This is a genomic window from Exiguobacterium sp. AB2 (assembly GCF_000696055.1).
Classification (GTDB): Bacteria; Bacillota; Bacilli; order Exiguobacteriales; family Exiguobacteriaceae; genus Exiguobacterium; species Exiguobacterium alkaliphilum.
The window spans coordinates 60,900-76,846 of the sequence record NZ_JNAA01000069.1 but is presented as its reverse complement, the minus strand read 5'-3'; the positions used below and the strand labels follow the sequence as shown (position 1 = coordinate 76,846).

The 15,947-nt window shown below is 53.8% G+C and carries 16 protein-coding genes; 6 read left to right on the top strand and 10 right to left on the bottom strand.

The window, feature by feature from the left end; all coding sequences use genetic code 11:
- The first annotated feature begins 193 nt into the window (after positions 1-193).
- Positions 194-1,819 (top strand): ABC-F family ATP-binding cassette domain-containing protein, encoded by a 1,626-nt coding sequence (locus DI14_RS09870; RefSeq protein WP_034808068.1) that lies wholly within the window; start codon positions 194-196, stop codon positions 1,817-1,819.
- A 33-nt stretch (positions 1,820-1,852) separates the two neighbouring features.
- On the opposite strand, the gene DI14_RS09865 is transcribed toward DI14_RS09870, so the two are convergent.
- Positions 1,853-2,599: a FixH family protein gene (locus DI14_RS09865; protein ID WP_034808066.1), complete on the bottom strand. Its 747-nt coding sequence runs from the start codon at positions 2,597-2,599 to the stop codon at positions 1,853-1,855.
- Positions 2,600-2,874: 275 nt separating this feature from the next.
- Between DI14_RS09865 and DI14_RS09860 the strand changes: the two genes are divergently transcribed.
- Entirely contained in the window at positions 2,875-4,074 is a 1,200-nt protein-coding gene (locus tag DI14_RS09860) for a LysM peptidoglycan-binding domain-containing protein (protein WP_034808064.1), read from the top strand.
- Between the two features lie 42 nt (positions 4,075-4,116).
- Here the strand turns inward: DI14_RS09860 and aceA are convergent, their stop codons facing one another.
- The 3 genes from aceA to DI14_RS09845 all read right to left on the bottom strand — a co-directional run bounded on the left by aceA (position 4,117) and on the right by DI14_RS09845 (position 7,939).
- The gene (gene aceA, locus DI14_RS09855) at positions 4,117-5,391 is read right to left on the bottom strand and encodes an isocitrate lyase (RefSeq protein WP_034808062.1); all 1,275 of its coding nucleotides are present in this window, start codon (positions 5,389-5,391) and stop codon (positions 4,117-4,119) included.
- A 68-nt stretch (positions 5,392-5,459) separates the two neighbouring features.
- Positions 5,460-5,756, bottom strand: coding sequence for a hypothetical protein (locus tag DI14_RS09850; RefSeq protein ID WP_034808060.1), 297 nt, complete (start codon positions 5,754-5,756; stop codon positions 5,460-5,462).
- A complete protein-coding gene (locus tag DI14_RS09845) occupies positions 5,753-7,939 on the bottom strand; it encodes a malate synthase G (protein ID WP_034808059.1) in 2,187 nt (728 codons plus the stop codon). The genes DI14_RS09850 and DI14_RS09845 overlap by 4 nt, the downstream gene beginning before the upstream one ends.
- A gap of 179 nt (positions 7,940-8,118) precedes the next feature.
- Here DI14_RS09845 and DI14_RS09840 point away from each other — a divergent pair, with 179 nt between their 5' ends.
- Both DI14_RS09840 and DI14_RS09835 read left to right on the top strand, forming a co-directional pair.
- Positions 8,119-8,565, top strand: coding sequence for a MarR family winged helix-turn-helix transcriptional regulator (locus DI14_RS09840; protein WP_034808057.1), 447 nt, complete (start codon positions 8,119-8,121; stop codon positions 8,563-8,565).
- Positions 8,562-9,197: a nitroreductase family protein gene (locus tag DI14_RS09835; protein WP_034808055.1), complete on the top strand. Its 636-nt coding sequence runs from the start codon at positions 8,562-8,564 to the stop codon at positions 9,195-9,197. Before DI14_RS09840 ends, DI14_RS09835 begins: the two co-directional genes overlap by 4 nt.
- 39 nt (positions 9,198-9,236) lie before the next feature.
- Here DI14_RS09835 and DI14_RS09830 read toward each other — a convergent pair whose 3' ends face one another.
- The 4 genes from DI14_RS09830 to DI14_RS09815 are packed head-to-tail and all read right to left on the bottom strand — an operon-like array spanning position 9,237 to position 12,202.
- Complete coding sequence (locus DI14_RS09830) at positions 9,237-9,899, bottom strand: NAD(P)H-dependent oxidoreductase (protein WP_034808052.1); 663 nt, start codon at positions 9,897-9,899, stop codon at positions 9,237-9,239.
- A 16-nt stretch (positions 9,900-9,915) separates the two neighbouring features.
- Entirely contained in the window at positions 9,916-10,527 is a 612-nt protein-coding gene (locus DI14_RS09825; RefSeq protein WP_021068006.1) for a class I SAM-dependent methyltransferase, read from the bottom strand.
- Positions 10,524-11,531: an ABC transporter permease gene (locus DI14_RS09820; RefSeq protein WP_034808050.1), complete on the bottom strand. Its 1,008-nt coding sequence runs from the start codon at positions 11,529-11,531 to the stop codon at positions 10,524-10,526. The genes DI14_RS09825 and DI14_RS09820 overlap by 4 nt, the downstream gene beginning before the upstream one ends.
- Entirely contained in the window at positions 11,528-12,202 is a 675-nt protein-coding gene (locus DI14_RS09815; RefSeq protein ID WP_152545897.1) for an ABC transporter ATP-binding protein, read from the bottom strand. The genes DI14_RS09820 and DI14_RS09815 overlap by 4 nt, the downstream gene beginning before the upstream one ends.
- A gap of 112 nt (positions 12,203-12,314) precedes the next feature.
- On the opposite strand from DI14_RS09815, the gene DI14_RS09810 reads away from it, so the two are divergent.
- A complete protein-coding gene (locus tag DI14_RS09810; protein WP_034808045.1) occupies positions 12,315-13,187 on the top strand; it encodes an ROK family protein in 873 nt (290 codons plus the stop codon).
- A 36-nt stretch (positions 13,188-13,223) separates the two neighbouring features.
- On the opposite strand, the gene DI14_RS09805 is transcribed toward DI14_RS09810, so the two are convergent.
- Positions 13,224-13,718, bottom strand: a complete 495-nt coding sequence (locus DI14_RS09805; RefSeq protein WP_034808044.1) for a hypothetical protein — start codon at positions 13,716-13,718, stop codon at positions 13,224-13,226.
- Positions 13,715-15,232, bottom strand: a complete 1,518-nt coding sequence (locus DI14_RS15070; protein ID WP_051622676.1) for a sensor domain-containing diguanylate cyclase — start codon at positions 15,230-15,232, stop codon at positions 13,715-13,717. The genes DI14_RS09805 and DI14_RS15070 overlap by 4 nt, the downstream gene beginning before the upstream one ends.
- A 221-nt stretch (positions 15,233-15,453) precedes the next feature.
- Between DI14_RS15070 and DI14_RS15065 the strand changes: the two genes are divergently transcribed.
- Positions 15,454-15,891, top strand: coding sequence for a hypothetical protein (locus DI14_RS15065; protein WP_051622675.1), 438 nt, complete (start codon positions 15,454-15,456; stop codon positions 15,889-15,891).
- Positions 15,892-15,947 lie beyond the last annotated feature (56 nt).

Genomic DNA, 15,947 nt, shown 5'->3' with positions numbered 1-15,947 from the left:
AAAAAAAGTCTTTCCGATAATGGTTGTTCCACGCTTCACGAAGCGAGATCAATGTTTTCATGGTCATTCCCCCTATAGCAAGGTATACGAATTGCGTCAACTTTTGTTTCATATTTACCCATGCCTGCGCGTTTTCAAAAAACGTGATACAATACACGTCGTAAACTAATCAGAAAAACGAGGGATCCTATACATGATTACAGTAAATAACGTAAGTCTCCAATTCGGTGGACGCAAGTTGTTCGAAGACGTGAACATCAAGTTCACACCAGGCAACTGTTACGGCTTGATCGGCGCAAACGGCGCCGGGAAGTCAACATTCTTGAAAATTCTTGCCGGCGAGCAAGAGACGACAACAGGTGACGTCAGCTTCTCACCAGGCGAACGCCTCGCCGTCCTCAAACAGGACCATTATGCGTACGAAGACCAAGCGGTACTCGAGACGGTCATCATGGGCCACGAGCGTTTGTATCAAGTCATGAAAGAGAAAGACGCCATCTATATGAAGGAAGATTTCTCTGACGAAGACGGCATGCGTGCAGCCGAACTCGAAGGCGAATTCGCCGAGATGAACGGTTGGGAAGCTGAATCAGAAGCTGCGATGGTCCTTCAAGGACTCGGCATCACGGACGCGTCCCACCACAAGCTCATGAGCGAGCTCACAGGTGGCGAGAAAGTCAAAGTCCTCCTTGCGCAAGCACTCTTTGGCAAACCTGACATTCTTCTCCTCGATGAGCCGACGAACGGTCTTGACCTCAAGGCGATCCAATGGCTCGAAGAGTTCTTGATCAACTTCGAGAACACGGTCATCGTCGTATCCCACGACCGTCACTTCTTGAACAAAGTGTGTACACACATGGCCGACCTCGATTTCGGGAAAATCCAGTTGTACGTCGGAAACTACGATTTCTGGTACGAGTCGAGCCAACTCGCTTCACGCATGGCCAACGACCAGAACAAGAAAAAAGAAGAAAAGATCAAAGAGCTTCAAAACTTCATCGCCCGTTTCAGCTCGAACGCCTCGAAGGCGCGTCAAGCGACGTCGCGTAAGAAGTTGCTCGATAAAATCACGCTCGACGATATCCGTCCGTCATCACGTCGCTACCCGTTCGTCGGGTTCTCGATGGAACGTGAAATCGGGAACGACGTCCTCTACGTCGACAACGTCTCGAAGACGATTGACGGTGTGAAAGTACTCGACAACGTCACGTTCTCACTGAACAAGACGGACAAAGTCGCCTTCGTCGGCCGCTCAGACGTTGCCATCACGACGCTCTTCAAAATCATCATGGGCGAGATGGAACCGGATGCGGGTACGGTCAAATGGGGCGTGACGACGACACAGTCGTACTTCCCGAAAGACAACTCGGAATATTTCGAAGGGTCAGATAAGAGCATCTTGGATTGGTTACGCCAGTTCTCACCAGCCGACGAGTCGGACACGTTCCTTCGCGGCTTCCTCGGACGCATGCTCTTCTCAGGCGAAGAAGTCATGAAGAAAGCATCGGTCCTCTCAGGGGGCGAGAAAGTGCGCTGCATGCTCTCGAAAATGATGCTCTCGAACTCGAACGTCCTCGTCCTCGACGATCCGACGAACCACTTGGACCTCGAGTCGATCACAGCGCTCAACAACGGCCTCGAGTCGTTCAAAGGCGTGCTCCTCTTCAGCTCGCATGACCATCAGCTCATCTCGACGATTGCGACGCGCATCATCGAAGTGACGCCGAACGGGATTGTCGACAAAGAAGCGACGTACGATGAGTTCCTCGAGAACGAATCGCTGCAACAGCAAGTCGAGTCACTCTATCAGAACGCATAAGAAAAATCGATCGGCCGCGGCCGATCGATTTTTTTATTTGACCTCGATGGTCTCCATGATGTGTTCATGGATGTCATGCCCTTTCGTCACATGGACTTGGACGTTGTATGGGCCCGCCTCGGTGAACGTGTGCTCCCCTGTGTACACACCGTCCGCTTCCTCAAGTTTCACCCATTCATGCTTTTCAGCCCCGTCTTTGAATACCTCGAGTTGGACGTCAGCCCCTGTCAGCATCTCGTGATCAATCTCCACGTTCACGTTGAACGGTTGCGGTTCGTTCACCGTCGCTTGTTTCGGTTCAAGCACAATCTCAGCGCCGGCGTGGTGATGATGATCGCTCGTTTCTTCGGCTTCAGCCGCCGTTTCCGGATGACCGACCGTCACGTTCGTCGTCGGCATCGTGTGCATCGACCGCGCCGTCACATGGACTTGCACCGTATAGACCGCTTCATCGGCGAACGTCGTCTCGACTTCGTATACCCCGTCTTCCGTCAGGGATGCCTTCATCATCTCGCTGTCTTCTTTCGCCCCGTTCTTCCATACCTCGAATTTGATTTCGTCGGCATCGTCGACCGCCTCGCCGTCTTGCGTGACACGAACCGACAAGGTGACGGTTTCTTCCTTGTCCGCTGTCGCCGGTACGTTCAATTCGGCTTCAACAGGCTCCATGGATTGAACGGTTTCAGATGCGTGATCTACCTCTTCCGTCCCACAAGCCCCGAGCATCAAAACACCAGCAAGACCAGTCGCTAAACTCAGTTTCATCATTGTCCGTTTCATCATACATCCCCCTATTTAATCGCTTACATGGTTCACACTTTGTTCATGATACCATCCTTTTTCAGGAAATATGTGAGGGTTGTGTGATATTTACGACGTCCTCCGCTCATAAATTACACACATATTTTGAGAGATGGACGCCAAAAATTCCTTTGTCTAAATTTAGGTTTTTTGATGGAATCGTCTGAAACGGGGTATATAAAATATATATACAGCTCAATATTTGGAAAGCCTTGACACCAAGATACATACACCATGAATGGAGGCGAAAAAAAATGAAGAGCAGGATCGTACGTGTACTCATGGCCTTGTTGATCATGCTGGCACCGTTAGTCACTTATCCAAAATCGGCGGATGCCGCCGCTTCGAAATTCATCACGAGCGTGAATACCACCAGTAAAGTCGTGGCGTTGACGTTTGACGACGGGGCGGATGGCGCGAACACGAACAAGATTTTGGACATACTTGCAAAGAACAACGTCAAAGCCACTTTCTTCTTGACTGGATCGGGCGCCAACCACCATCCCCAATACATTAAAAACATCGCAGCCAAAGGTCACCAACTCGGTAACCATTCCTACACCCATCCGGACTTCACAAAATTGACCGCCACCCAAATGAAGTCGGAACTCGACCGGACAGAAGCGCTCGTCAAATCCATTACCGGCAAGACGACGAAACCGATCTTCCGAGCCCCGTTCGGCGCCGTCAATAGCGCTGTCTTGAACGGAGTCGGTGCTGCCGGCTACGGTTACACGATTCAATGGAACATCGACACAATCGACTGGAAAGGGCTCACCGCCAGTCAAATCAATACGAAAGTCCAAACGAACATCAAACCTGGCTCAATCGTCTTGATGCACACAGGCGCCGGCGCACCGGGTACACCACTCGCCTTGCCGACGATGATCTCGCAATTGAAAGCGAAAGGGTACAAGTTCGTCACCGTCTCTCAACTACTCGCTTATCAAAACACATCGACTAGCAAAACGTATACCGTCAAATCGGGGGATACCCTCTATAGCATCGCCCGGGCTTACGGTGTCACCGTCTCTGCCCTCGCTGCCGTGAACAACATTACAAATTACAACTTGATTTCAGTCGGACAAGTACTCGTCATTCCGAGTACGACCATCACACCTCCACCAACGACCACAGTCAAATATACTGTCAAGTCGGGCGATACGCTCTATAAAATTGCGACGATGTATAATACGACCGTCGCAAAGATTGCCGCTGCCAATAACATCACGAATGTCAATTCGATTTACGTCGGACAAGTGCTCGTCATCCCGGGTACGACCGTCACACCTCCACCACCGACGACCACAGTCAAATACACCGTCAAGTCGGGTGATACGCTTTATAAGATCGCAACAGCCTATAACACGACCGTCGCCAAGATTGCCGCTGCCAACAACATCACGAATGTCAATTTAATCAGTGTCGGACAAGTGCTCACGATTCCTCGTTAACTACAAAAAGATGGCGCCCGTTGCGGCGCCATCTTTTTAATGTCATTTCACCTCAAACTGTTCGGCCTCGGTCGAGCCGGCGAGTGCCGTCGTTGACGACTCCCCGCCCGAGATGACAAGCGACACTTCGTCGAAGTAACCGGTCCCGACTTCGCGTTGGTGACGCGTCGCCGTGTAGCCATGCTGTTCAGCACTGAACTCCGCTTGTTGCAACTCGGAATAAGCCGCCATACCCCGGTCTTTATAGCCGCGTGCGAGCTCGAACATACCGAAGTTGAGTGAGTGGAAACCGGCGAGTGTGACGAACTGGAACTTATACCCCATCGCCCCGATCTCTTGTTGGAACGTGGCGATTTCGTCATCCGACAGTTTCTTCTTCCAATTGAACGACGGTGAGCAGTTGTAGGCGAGCAGTTTCCCCGGATACTTGGCGTGAATCGCGTCCGCGAATTGGCGCGCTTCGTCCAAATCCGGCTCCGACGTCTCGCACCAGACGAGGTCGGCGTAAGGTGCGTAGGCGAGACCGCGGGCGATGGCTTGTTCGATGCCCGCTTCGGTCCGGTAAAATCCTTCCGGTGTCCGGTCACCGACGATGAACGGGTGGTCGACCGGATCGATATCGCTCGTGATCAAGTTCGCCGCATGCGCGTCCGTCCGGGCGACAATGATCGTCGACACGCCCATGACGTCGGCCGCAAGCCGTGCCGCAATCAAGTTCTTCACGGCCGTCTGTGTCGGCAGCAACACTTTTCCGCCGAGGTGTCCGCACTTCTTCTCCGAAGACAGTTGGTCTTCGAGGTGGACACCGGCCGCTCCCGCCTCAATCATCGCTTTCGTCAGTTCAAAAACGTTCAACACGCCGCCGAACCCGGCTTCCATATCGGCGACGATTGGCGCGAACCAATGTGTATCGCCTTTCCCTTCTGCCGTTTGAATTTGGTCGGCACGCTGAAGCGCCTGATTGATTCGTTTGACGACGCTCGGTACCGAGTTGGCCGGATACAGGCTTTGGTCTGGATACATATGCCCGGAAAGGTTCGCGTCGGCAGCGACTTGCCAGCCGCTTAAGTAAATCGCTTCTAATCCGGCTTTCACTTGTTGAATCGCTTGATTCCCCGTGAGGGCACCGAGGGCATGCACGTAATCGCGCTGATGGAGCAGTTCCCATAAACGTTCCGCTCCTTTTGTCGCGAGGGTGTGTTCAATCAACACTGACCCTCGCAGCTTCATGACGTCATCGACGCTATAGGGGCGTTCGACTCCTTCAAACCGTTCTGACTGAAAAATCCCTTCAAGTTGCATCCGCTGTTCATTCATATTTCCATTCCTCCTGTTTTATATTAGTTGTTTTTATTATCATTTGTTATATAACAGATAGTGCGCACTTAATCCAAATAAGCACAACATTCGAGCGCCGCTTTGAACGTCGAATGTTCCATCCCGCAACAGCGGCAGACGTTCTCCTCGTCCCGCTCCTCTGGCTTTCGGAAGACGACAACCTCCTCGACCGGTTCCCTCATGATTTGGAGTGAGCCGTCTGTCCGATCGAGGACGAGACGCATCAAGTCGTTCCCGTAGACGAACGCCGTGTTGGCGAGCGTCGCTGTCGATTCTCCCGAAACGATGCGGCGGACGACCCAGCGTTCAATCAATTGTTCACTTTCAAGTTTTTTCGTTGTCATGATGATGCTCCTCCTTTTACATTTTCCCGTGTCGACTGTTCGATGAATTCACGACGGCGCCGATGTAAGATCGGTTCCGTATACCCGCTCGGCGAATCCGTTCCTTGGAACACCAAGTCTCTCGCGGCTTGATAGGCAAGCGAGCGTTCCACGTCAGGCGTCATCGGACGATAATGCGGATCTCCCGCATTTTGCGCGTCGACGACCTCGGCCATACGCCGGAGCGTCGCTTCGACTTGTTCTTTCGTACAGACACCGTGGTACAGCCAATTGGCTACGTGTTGGCTCGAGATGCGAAGCGTCGCCCGGTCTTCCATCAACCCAATATGATGAATGTCCGGCACTTTGGAGCAACCGACCCCTTGTTCGACCCAGCGGACGACATAACCGAGCAATCCTTGTAAGTTGTTTTCGAGTTCCTCGTTCACTTCTTCTGCCGCATATACGTCCGTCGCCAACGGGATCTCGAGGAGACGGCGCTGTTCACGCGCTGTGTCGAACGGTGCGTTCAATAGCTCACGTTGGACACCGGATGCATCGACTTGATGGTAATGGAGCGCATGTAGTGTCGCCGCTGTCGGTGACGGCACCCAGGCTGTCGTGGCGCCTGACCGCACATGATTGACCTTGTCCCGCATCATGTCTTTCATCTGGTCCGGCATCGCCCACATCCCTTTGCCGATTTGGCCGCGGCGGTGAAAACCTGCTCCAAGTCCGACGCGGACGTTCAAACGTTCGTAGGCGTCAAGCCACTCTGACGTCTTCATTTCACCTTTTCGGCGCATCGGTCCAAGCGTGAGCGACGTGTGAATCTCGTCCCCGGTTCGATCGAGGAAGCCAGTGTTGATGAAGACGACACGCCCTTTCACCTGATGGATGCAATTCTTCAAGTTGAGCGACGTCCGCCGCTCTTCATCCATCACCCCGACCTTGATCGTATGGCGCGGCACGTCAATCAAGTCCTCGATGGTGTCGAACAAATCGTTCGTGAAGGCGACTTCTTTTGAACCGTGCATCTTCGGTTTGACGATATAGATGGAGCGTTCACGGGAGTTAAGCTTGGCCTCAAGCTGACGGCTCGCAATGAGCGCCGTGAAGATGCCATCTAAGATGCCTTCCGGTACTTCACGTCCCACGTCGTCGAGCATCAAGTCCGTCGTCATCAAATGCCCGACGTTTCGAATAAAGAGTAAGGCTCGTCCTGGCAACACGACTTCGCGTCCGTCCGTCCCGACATAATACCGGTCGGGATTCAACGTCCGCGTGAGCGACTGGTCCCCTTTTTGGAACGTGGCCTCGAGCGTGCCGTCCATCAATCCGAGCCAGTTTTCGTAAAGGTGAACTTTGTCTTCAGCCCGGACGGCTGCGACCGAGTCCTCGCAGTCGACAATCGCCGATAGTGCCGATTCGAGTTCAATGTCGACGAGCCCTGCCGGATCGCTTTTTCCGACCGGATGATGGCGATTGAATCTCAGCTCGGCATGGAGGCCGTTATGGACGAGCAGCAGACGGTCCGGAGACTCCGGAGCGCCGGTGTAGCCGACGAAACAGTCTTGTCGGAACGGAACCCGTTTCCCGTTCAAGACGGCATAAGCGGCATCACCCTCGACGCTGTATCCTTCCGCCTCACGATGCGTCCCTTCTCGGAGCGGGAACGTATCGTCGAGAAACTGTTTGGCGTAGGCGATGACGGCCGCGCCTCTAATCGGGTTATAACCCCTCGTCTTTTTACCGTCCGACTCATCAATCACGTCCGTTCCGTATAAGGCGTCATAGAGACTTCCCCACCTTGCGTTGGCTGCGTTCAAGGCGTAGCGCGCATTGTCGAGCGGGACAACGAGTTGCGGTCCGGCTTGTTGTGTGATCTCCAAGTCGACGTTCGAAACGTCGATTTGAAAGTCTGGGACGACCGGCTCGATGTAACCGATCGATTGAAGGAAACGTTCGTACTCGTTCACATCGAAATTGTGTTTGTGGTCGCTGTACCAATCCTGTAACAGTCGCTCAAACGATTCACGTTCATGGAGCAGCGCCTCATTTCGAGGAATGAATTCGTCGAGTATGCGCTCGATCCCTTGCCAAAATTGCTGGCGCGTGGCCGCTTCCGGCAATACACGAGCCGAAACGAAGTCGAGCAGCTTCCGATGTACGCGATAAGTTCCTAGTTGCTTATACTGTTCCAAGCCTTCACATCCTCTCGCATTTATTGTTATATATCAGTTGACTTTAATATAGACTATTATATAACAGTTTGGCAACAGGTTTTTCAAAACTTTTTATTTGAAATATGTAGGCGAAGGCGGTAGCATTCATTGTGTGACCTATCAATGATTGATGCATCAATGACCAAGGAGGACTGCCGATGCGCGATTCCTGTTCGCTCAGCGACGAGATCCTCTACCAAATCATGACGATTCAAAAAGAACTCGGCCAAGTGTTCGATACCGAAATGGACGGGCTGAGCTTGACTCGATTCGATTTATTGAGCAACCTTTATCACATCGGTCCGCTCAAACAACGCGAGCTGCAACAACGGGTCGACGTCGACCACGCAGCCGTCACACGGCACTTGAAGCAACTCGAAGCAGACGGCCTCATCCGGCGTGACCGTTGCCTGAAAGACAACCGTGTCATCTACGTCGAATTGACGGAACTCGGCCACGAACAAATCGCACATTGGACCGAGCAAAAGAAGTGCTTATCGAATCGACTTTTTGTAAACATGGAGGTAGAAGATCAACACCGCCTACTCGACCACTTAAATACATTACAAACAAACATTCAACATGAAAGGAAGACGTTACTATGAACACAACGACCGAGAAAGACTTTATGGAGATCGTGAAAGGACGCCGTTCGATTCGCGTCTACGATGAGAACGTCAAAATCTCGAAAGACGAGATGACGCAAATCTTGGAGGAGGCGACAACGGCTCCGTCTTCACTTAACCTACAACCGTGGCGCTTCGTCGTCATCGATAGCGCAGAAGGCAAAGACACGCTGCTCCCACTCGCAAGCTTCAACAAGCGCCAAGTCGAGACGTCTGCGGCCGTCATCGCCATCTTCGCCGATTATCAAATGGCCGACTACACGGAAGAGATCTTTGACACGGCCGTCGAACGTGGCCTCATGCCGCCAGAAGTACGCGACCGTCAAGTCGACATGATTAAAGGCATCTACAAAGACGCACCAAAAGAGGCAATCAAGGACAGCATCTTACTCGACTCCGGTCTCGTCGCGATGCAGCTCATGCTCGTCGCCCGTGCCCACGGCTACGATACGAACCCGATCGGTGGCTACGACAAGAAGAACATCGCCGAAGCGTTCGGTCTTGAAAAAGAGCGCTACCTCTCGGTCATGCTCCTCTCAATCGGGAAGGCCGCAGAAGAAGGTTACCCATCGGTCCGTTTCCCAATCGACCGCATCACAGACTGGAAATAAGCAAAGGCTCAATCGCTTCGAGGCGATTGAGCCTTTTTTTCATCCGATATATTTGACGACCTCGTTGAATTCACGCCGTGTCTTCGGTGCGAAATCGCGGGCCCGATGTCCGAACGCGACCATGACCGAAAGGGACCACGCCCCTCGTTCCATGACCCCTTCTGAAATCAGCAACTCGTCGATTTCGGCTTGATTGAACCCTTCGATCGGGCACGAGTCGATCCCGATTTGGGCTGCGGCCGTCATCATGTTACCAAGCGGGATATACGTCTGGCGCTTGACCCACTCTTGGAACGCACGCGCATCGTCAAGGAGACGATAATCGGTTTCTTGGAACGCCTGCACGCGCTGAATGCGTTGCGCATACTCCTCCTCGGTCCGTCCTTGGACGTCCGTGACGATGTGACGGATATAGTCCGAGTCGTAGCGCATCGCCTCAGGGGTGCGCGCTAAGATTAAGACGAAATGACTCGCCGTGAGCGCTTGTCCTTGCGCGCCCCAAGCGTGCTGTTTAATCTTTTGCAGCAAGTCTTCGCGGCGGACGACGACGAACTGCCACGGCTCGAAACCGAACGAGCTCGGCGACAGACGGCCCGTCTCTAAGATGAATTCAAAATCGTCTTCCTCGATCTTGCGGTCTGCATCAAACTCTTTCGTCGCTTGACGCCAACGATACGCTTCCAAAATCTCTTTCTTCTTCATCCGATTCACTCCCCAATCACCAAGATGATTCCATCATATCAAATCGATAGATGAGAAACCGCTCATGAAGATTCTTCAAGGGCAATCGGACGTCCTGCACGTAGCGAAACGGCGTCTCATCGTTCAGAAAATGTAAGTACTCATCGGCTGGATAATAGAGGATGAGATCGACCGGACGCGGCGTTCGCTCGACCGAGTCGATGATATTCGCGACGACCTGCCGGAACACGTTCACCGAGAACGGGTTGAAGAAGTAAAAGCGGTTCGCCTCAGCCGGCACCTCAAACTGTTCGGCGTAGCCGCGGACGAGCTGAACACTGCCACGCGTCCGGTGTTTCTTGGCGTAGTTCATCCAATTCTCAAGTGCCGCTTCGTGGAAGCCGCCATCCATCTCGATGCCAATGGCCCGAACTCGGAACGTATAGGCGAGATAAAACGGGAGACGCCCTTTCCCCGAACCGAAATCGACGACCGTGTCCGTCGCCGCGAGCGGATAGGCGTCACGCAACAAGTCGAGCGCCTCATAAGGAGTCGGTTCATAGCGGTGGTATTCGGCCGAGGCCGGGAACCCTTGTTGCGGTTTCGCCGTCTCGATTTGAAGCAATCGTTCATAGTCTTGTTCAGTCATAAATCTGTCCTTTCTTGGATGGCGCGGAAAAATGGATGACGCTCCATCTCGTTTAAGAAGGCGTCCCGTTCTTGAATCCCGACGTACCCGATATATAACGGGATGAGCAACTTGAACCAGCTCGGCACGAGCAGAAACCCCGTGACCGCGAGCGGGATGAGCCGTAACCACAGATTACGGTGGCTCGGCGTGCGGATGTACAGCAAGAGCGCGAGCGTGCGCCGAACGGACCCGAACCGATTCGGGGTAGGCCGATAGTACGGCCGCTTTCGCGTGTTCGGTTTCTCAAAGACGCCTGACGTCGATAAGAGCGATCGGTCGAACGCTGTCCGGACACGCGCGGCATGCTCGACCTCGCGGCTGATGAACGGGTGGCGCGAGAGCCAGCCTTCTCCCGAAACAAGCGCCAAGGCGACACTGCCACTGCCGAGGACGACCGCAAGGAGCGGCATGTCTGCGAGGAGCGCGTACGTGCCCGAGAACGCGACGACCGGCACGAGGAGCCGGAGCGACCAATGGGCTCCCTTCATATCAAGCAGATAGCGTAGCCACATGTGCAGCCACGCAACGACGAAGAGCGCGAAACCGAACGCGACGAGCGACACGAGCGACCATCCGTGAAGCTTAAGTACCGGTGCCATCAATCCGAGGACGAGCGTATACTTCATGCCCATACCGGCGAGATGATACCCGACCGAATACCGTTTCATGGCCGAGACCAAGTCACGGTTCGCGACTAAAGCGACGTCCGCTCGTTCGACCCATGCGAAGAAGTGATCGTGCAGCTGAATCAACAGGAGGCCGGCCGCCCATGCAAGCATCGGCACGTCCATGAGCCACGGATATGCGCTTTGCCACATCGCTACATATTGATAGCCGAGAAAGAACGTGAGCGGGATGCCCCCGTAAAGGACAATCGTCCAATCGAACAGTAACCGCCACGTCTTCCATCGTTTGGTCAAGTCGGTCCGGACACGCCGAACCCAGACGTCTCGAACCGTCATCGCATCACCACATCTTCCATCATCTCGAACAACGAGGCACCGTCCGTCCCGAGCTCCGCTCGAATCGCTTGTTTCGTCCCGCTCGCGAGCATGCGCCCGTTATCGATCCAGACGAAACGGTCGCACAATCGTTCGGCCGTGTCGAGCACGTGGGTGACGAGCAACACGCCCGTGCCGCGCCGACGCTCTTCTTCGAGCAGACGAAGCAACTGAATCGTCGTCGTCGCGTCGAGCCCGACGAACGGCTCGTCCACGAGCAAATAGCCCGCTTCTTGAATGAGCGCCAAGAGGATCATCGCCTTTTGCTTCATCCCTTTTGAAAACGAGGCGATGTAATCGTCTTGTACCGATTCAAGCCGAAACATTCGAAGGAGCATCGCCGTCCGCGTCTGATCTGACACGCCGCTCAGTTCGCTGACGAGGGCGATGTGTTCGGCGAGCGTCAAATAATCATAGTAGACCGGCTGTTCCGGGATGTAGGCGTAGCGACCGATGTCCACCGTCCCGCGCATCCATGGAATCGTCCCGGTCAGACAGGAGACCGTCGTACTCTTCCCGGCCCCGTTCGAACCAATCATCCCGACGATTTCCCCGGGCCGGACGTCGAACTTGATTTCTTCAATCACCGCTTGACGTGCCTCATACCCTGCTTGCTGAATGTGAACGTCCACCGAACTCCTCCCCATATCTTGAGATTCTATGTATTTTTCTTTATCTATCATACCATCCTCTGAAAATATGGCATAATAACGCTTGTCACCCCATGTAAAGGAGTAGAAAGCCATGCAACACTATTTAGCCATCGACATTGGTGGTACGAGCATCAAATACGGGATCGTCCACGCGGACGGCACCCTTCACGCGAGCGACCATGTCCCGACCCCAGCGACGTGGGACGCATTCCTCGAGCAACTTGACGCCATCTTCAGCGAGATCAAGATGACACAAGCCATCGACGGACTCGCGATTAGCGCGCCCGGCGCGGTCGACTCTACAGCCGGTGTCATCCATGGGATCAGCGCAGTACAATACATCCATGACCGTCCATTCCTCGACGCCCTTCGGGAGCGCTACGTGTTACCGGTCACCGTCTTGAATGACGCCAACGCGGCCGCCCTCGCCGAAGGATGGACCGGAGCCGCCGCCTCGATCGAACGTTATGCGACAGTCGTGATTGGCACAGGCGTCGGTGGCGCGTTCGTCGACAAGCAGGCCGTCATGATTGGGTCCCACTTCCACGGAGGCGAGTTCGGCTACTGGATTCTCGACCCGTCGCTCCCTCATCCGGACGGGACGTGGAGCAAGATCGGGGCCACCGCCGCCCTCGTCCAACGCTGCAGCGACCGTCTCGGGCGACCGCTGTCTGGACAAGACATCTTTGCGCTCCAAACCGACGCTGCCATTCAAGAAGAGTTGGAGCGTTTCTATCGTTGGAACGCGATTGGCCTATACAATATCCAATTCAGCCTCGACCCGGAACGCATCTTGATTGGAGGCGGCATCAGCCGTCGCCCGGAAGTTCGCGACGGGATCAAGCGACACCTCGATACATTGTGTGACGCGTTTGGGACGTTCCGAATCGACGTCGAGACGTGCGCGCACTTTAACGAGGCGAACTTGATCGGCGCGGCTCGGTTTCATATGTTGAACGTCTAAAAGGGTTTCGCTCACGCACTGTGAGCAAAACCCTTTTCATTGTGCAGCCCGGTCCTCATGAAGCTGTTGGTACACTTCCTCACGAATCGCTTGCGCCGTCCGTTCATGAAGGATCATATGGGCCCGAATGATTCGATTCGTTCGTTCATCGATAATCCGTGTCTCCAAATACCGATCCAACAGCGGCAAGCTAAAGTCGTGGAGAGGCAAATACGCAACGGGAATCGTTTCATGCCCCGTCCGAATCGACACTTGGACACCATTCACTTCCGGAAAAAAGTACGACTCGTAATAAGGTTCGATGACCAATTCGTCAATCGAGGCGTCGCGTGCCGTCGGAATCGTCGTCGGCAAGGCGATGAAATACACCATTTGGTCGAACGAGAACGAGACGTCCTGTAAGGAGACGTTGAGACGGGCCGCTTCCCGTTTCGCAATCGAGCGTAAAATCAAACGATAGCAAGGTCGGCTCGTGAACAACAACGTCCCGACGAAGACGACCGCCATGACCATGACACTGAACTCATTCATAGCGGCACTCCTTCCCAGCGGCACACTTGATTTTTCCCACGTGACTTGGCCGCATAGAGCGCTTGGTCGGCGCATTCAATCAACTGCTCGCTCGTCTGGTGACGGAGCGTATGCTTCGAGGCGACCCCGAAGCTGAGCGTCAACCGACCACCGGGCTGTGCTTCCCCGTACGTGAACGACGTCTTCAGCACCGCCGCCCGAATCGTTTCCGCCACGTTCGTCGCCTCGACTTCATCAAACTTCGGTAACAGGACGACGAACTCTTCGCCGCCGAACCGGTACGCCATCTGTTCATCCGGCACGCTACGGCGAATCACGCTCGCGAGGCGTGTCAACAATTCGTTGCCCGCTAAGTGTCCGTTCGTATCGTTGTACTGTTTAAAGTGATCGATGTCCATGACGATTAACGATAGCTCCTCGTCCGCACATTCACGGAACAATACGTCCAAGTCTTGTTCGAACGAGCGATGGTTTTTCAAACGGGTCAGGCCGTCGCGCAAGGCGAGCGTCTCGATTCGTTGATAGAGCGTCGTCTGATGCAAGGCGAGCGACGCCTGTTCGGCGATGGGCCGGACGCCGTCAATCTTTTGCGGCGTAATCGGCTTCTTATTGACGACGTTATCGATCACGAGCAGTCCGTATGGAATGCCTTGATGGTGAAGCGGAAAAATCGTACACTCATCCATCTGTAGCTCCGCGTGCAACATCCGGAGCACCGGGTCGTCCGTGATGCTCGCATACACATGAATCGGTCGCCCTGTTTCGAGCGTCTGTCTGAACACGTGCTCGCCGTCGAACGGGATGCGCATCTTACGAATCCGTTCGTTCAACTGTTCGTCATGGCTCGTGCCCGTTTCCTTCTCGTCAATCAGGCTTTGAAGGTCGAAATGTTGGCGCGTGATCTCTTCCCAAATCTGAAACCCTTCCTCAGGGCTCATCGGTCCCGTCCCCATGACCCCATAAATGCTGTCTTTCTCAGGGTCAGCAAAAAAGATGATGGAGCGGTTGAACCCGAGACCATGCCCCGCCGTCACCGACGTCAAAATCGTCTGCAACAACCGGTCCAAATCAAGCGTATCTTGCATCGTGAAACTGACTTCTCGGAACACGTTCAACTGCCGGGAGCTCCCGGTCAGCATATGTAGCCGCTCCGACCGCTCCCGTTTCAGCTGCTTGATGTACCCGAATAAGAGGGCCGCCCCTAGACCGAAGAAAAAATAACTGAACAAGAGGGGGAACGACAGCATCCCCGATTGGCTATAGACGAGAAGCCAGCTCGTGACGATGGCCGCAAACATGCCTCTCCATTCAAAACAAACGAGACCTGTCACGATGAGGAGAAGTACCGACCAATGAAAGTCATAAAAATCAAACAAGACGCCATGCCAAATGACGATGAGACCGCTCGCCCCAACGAGCAACCAGCGATTCAACAACGGGGTCGTCAACAGACGCAGTACGTTGATGACGATCGTGATGAAGACGATACCGCCAAGCCATATCCCGTATACCATCTTGTCCCCTCATTTCTCCAAATTGTTCTCTTCCTCCATTATAGAATGAATCGGGAGAGGTGGGACATCGTTTGCCCAATCACTGACCAAACTTTTAAGTTATTTGAAAGATTTTCCAATCTATTGCTTGTCCCCATTTTACATAATGTTTTCGTATACTTTAGTGCGTTACCGTGAAATGATAGAGATACCTAACTAAAAAATAAAAGCGAGGTGGAAGCGTGACCCGTACTACAAATAGTGAAGCTTCGACAATTTTAACGCATCTCTTCAGCACGACGTCGTTCGTTGGGATCGACTTCGGGTCTGGACCGAACCACCACCTGCTTTACTTCAAGCGTGGGGACGACCATGAGGCTTGGCTCTCCATCGAGGGGCCTTGGCACGTCCATACCGCGGACACCCTATTCGATGAGGCGCTACAACTGCAACGTCTCATCGAATTGCGGCGCGAACGGGTCCGTCACGTCCGTCTAGGCGACGAATATCCACATCTCGAGTTGACGTTCGAGTCTGGCCGCACGTTATTCGTCAACGGTTTCCATAAACAGTTCGAGAGCTGGCAGGCAGGGGACGCCCGCCCGCTCGGGGGAGATGAGTACTTGCTCGTCGCCATGCCGCAAGGCGAACTCGCCTTGTTTGTCGAGGAGGAGGCTTGATGGGCATCTGGACTGAAATCGCCACGTATATGCTGATTGCGTTTGGAATCAGCCTC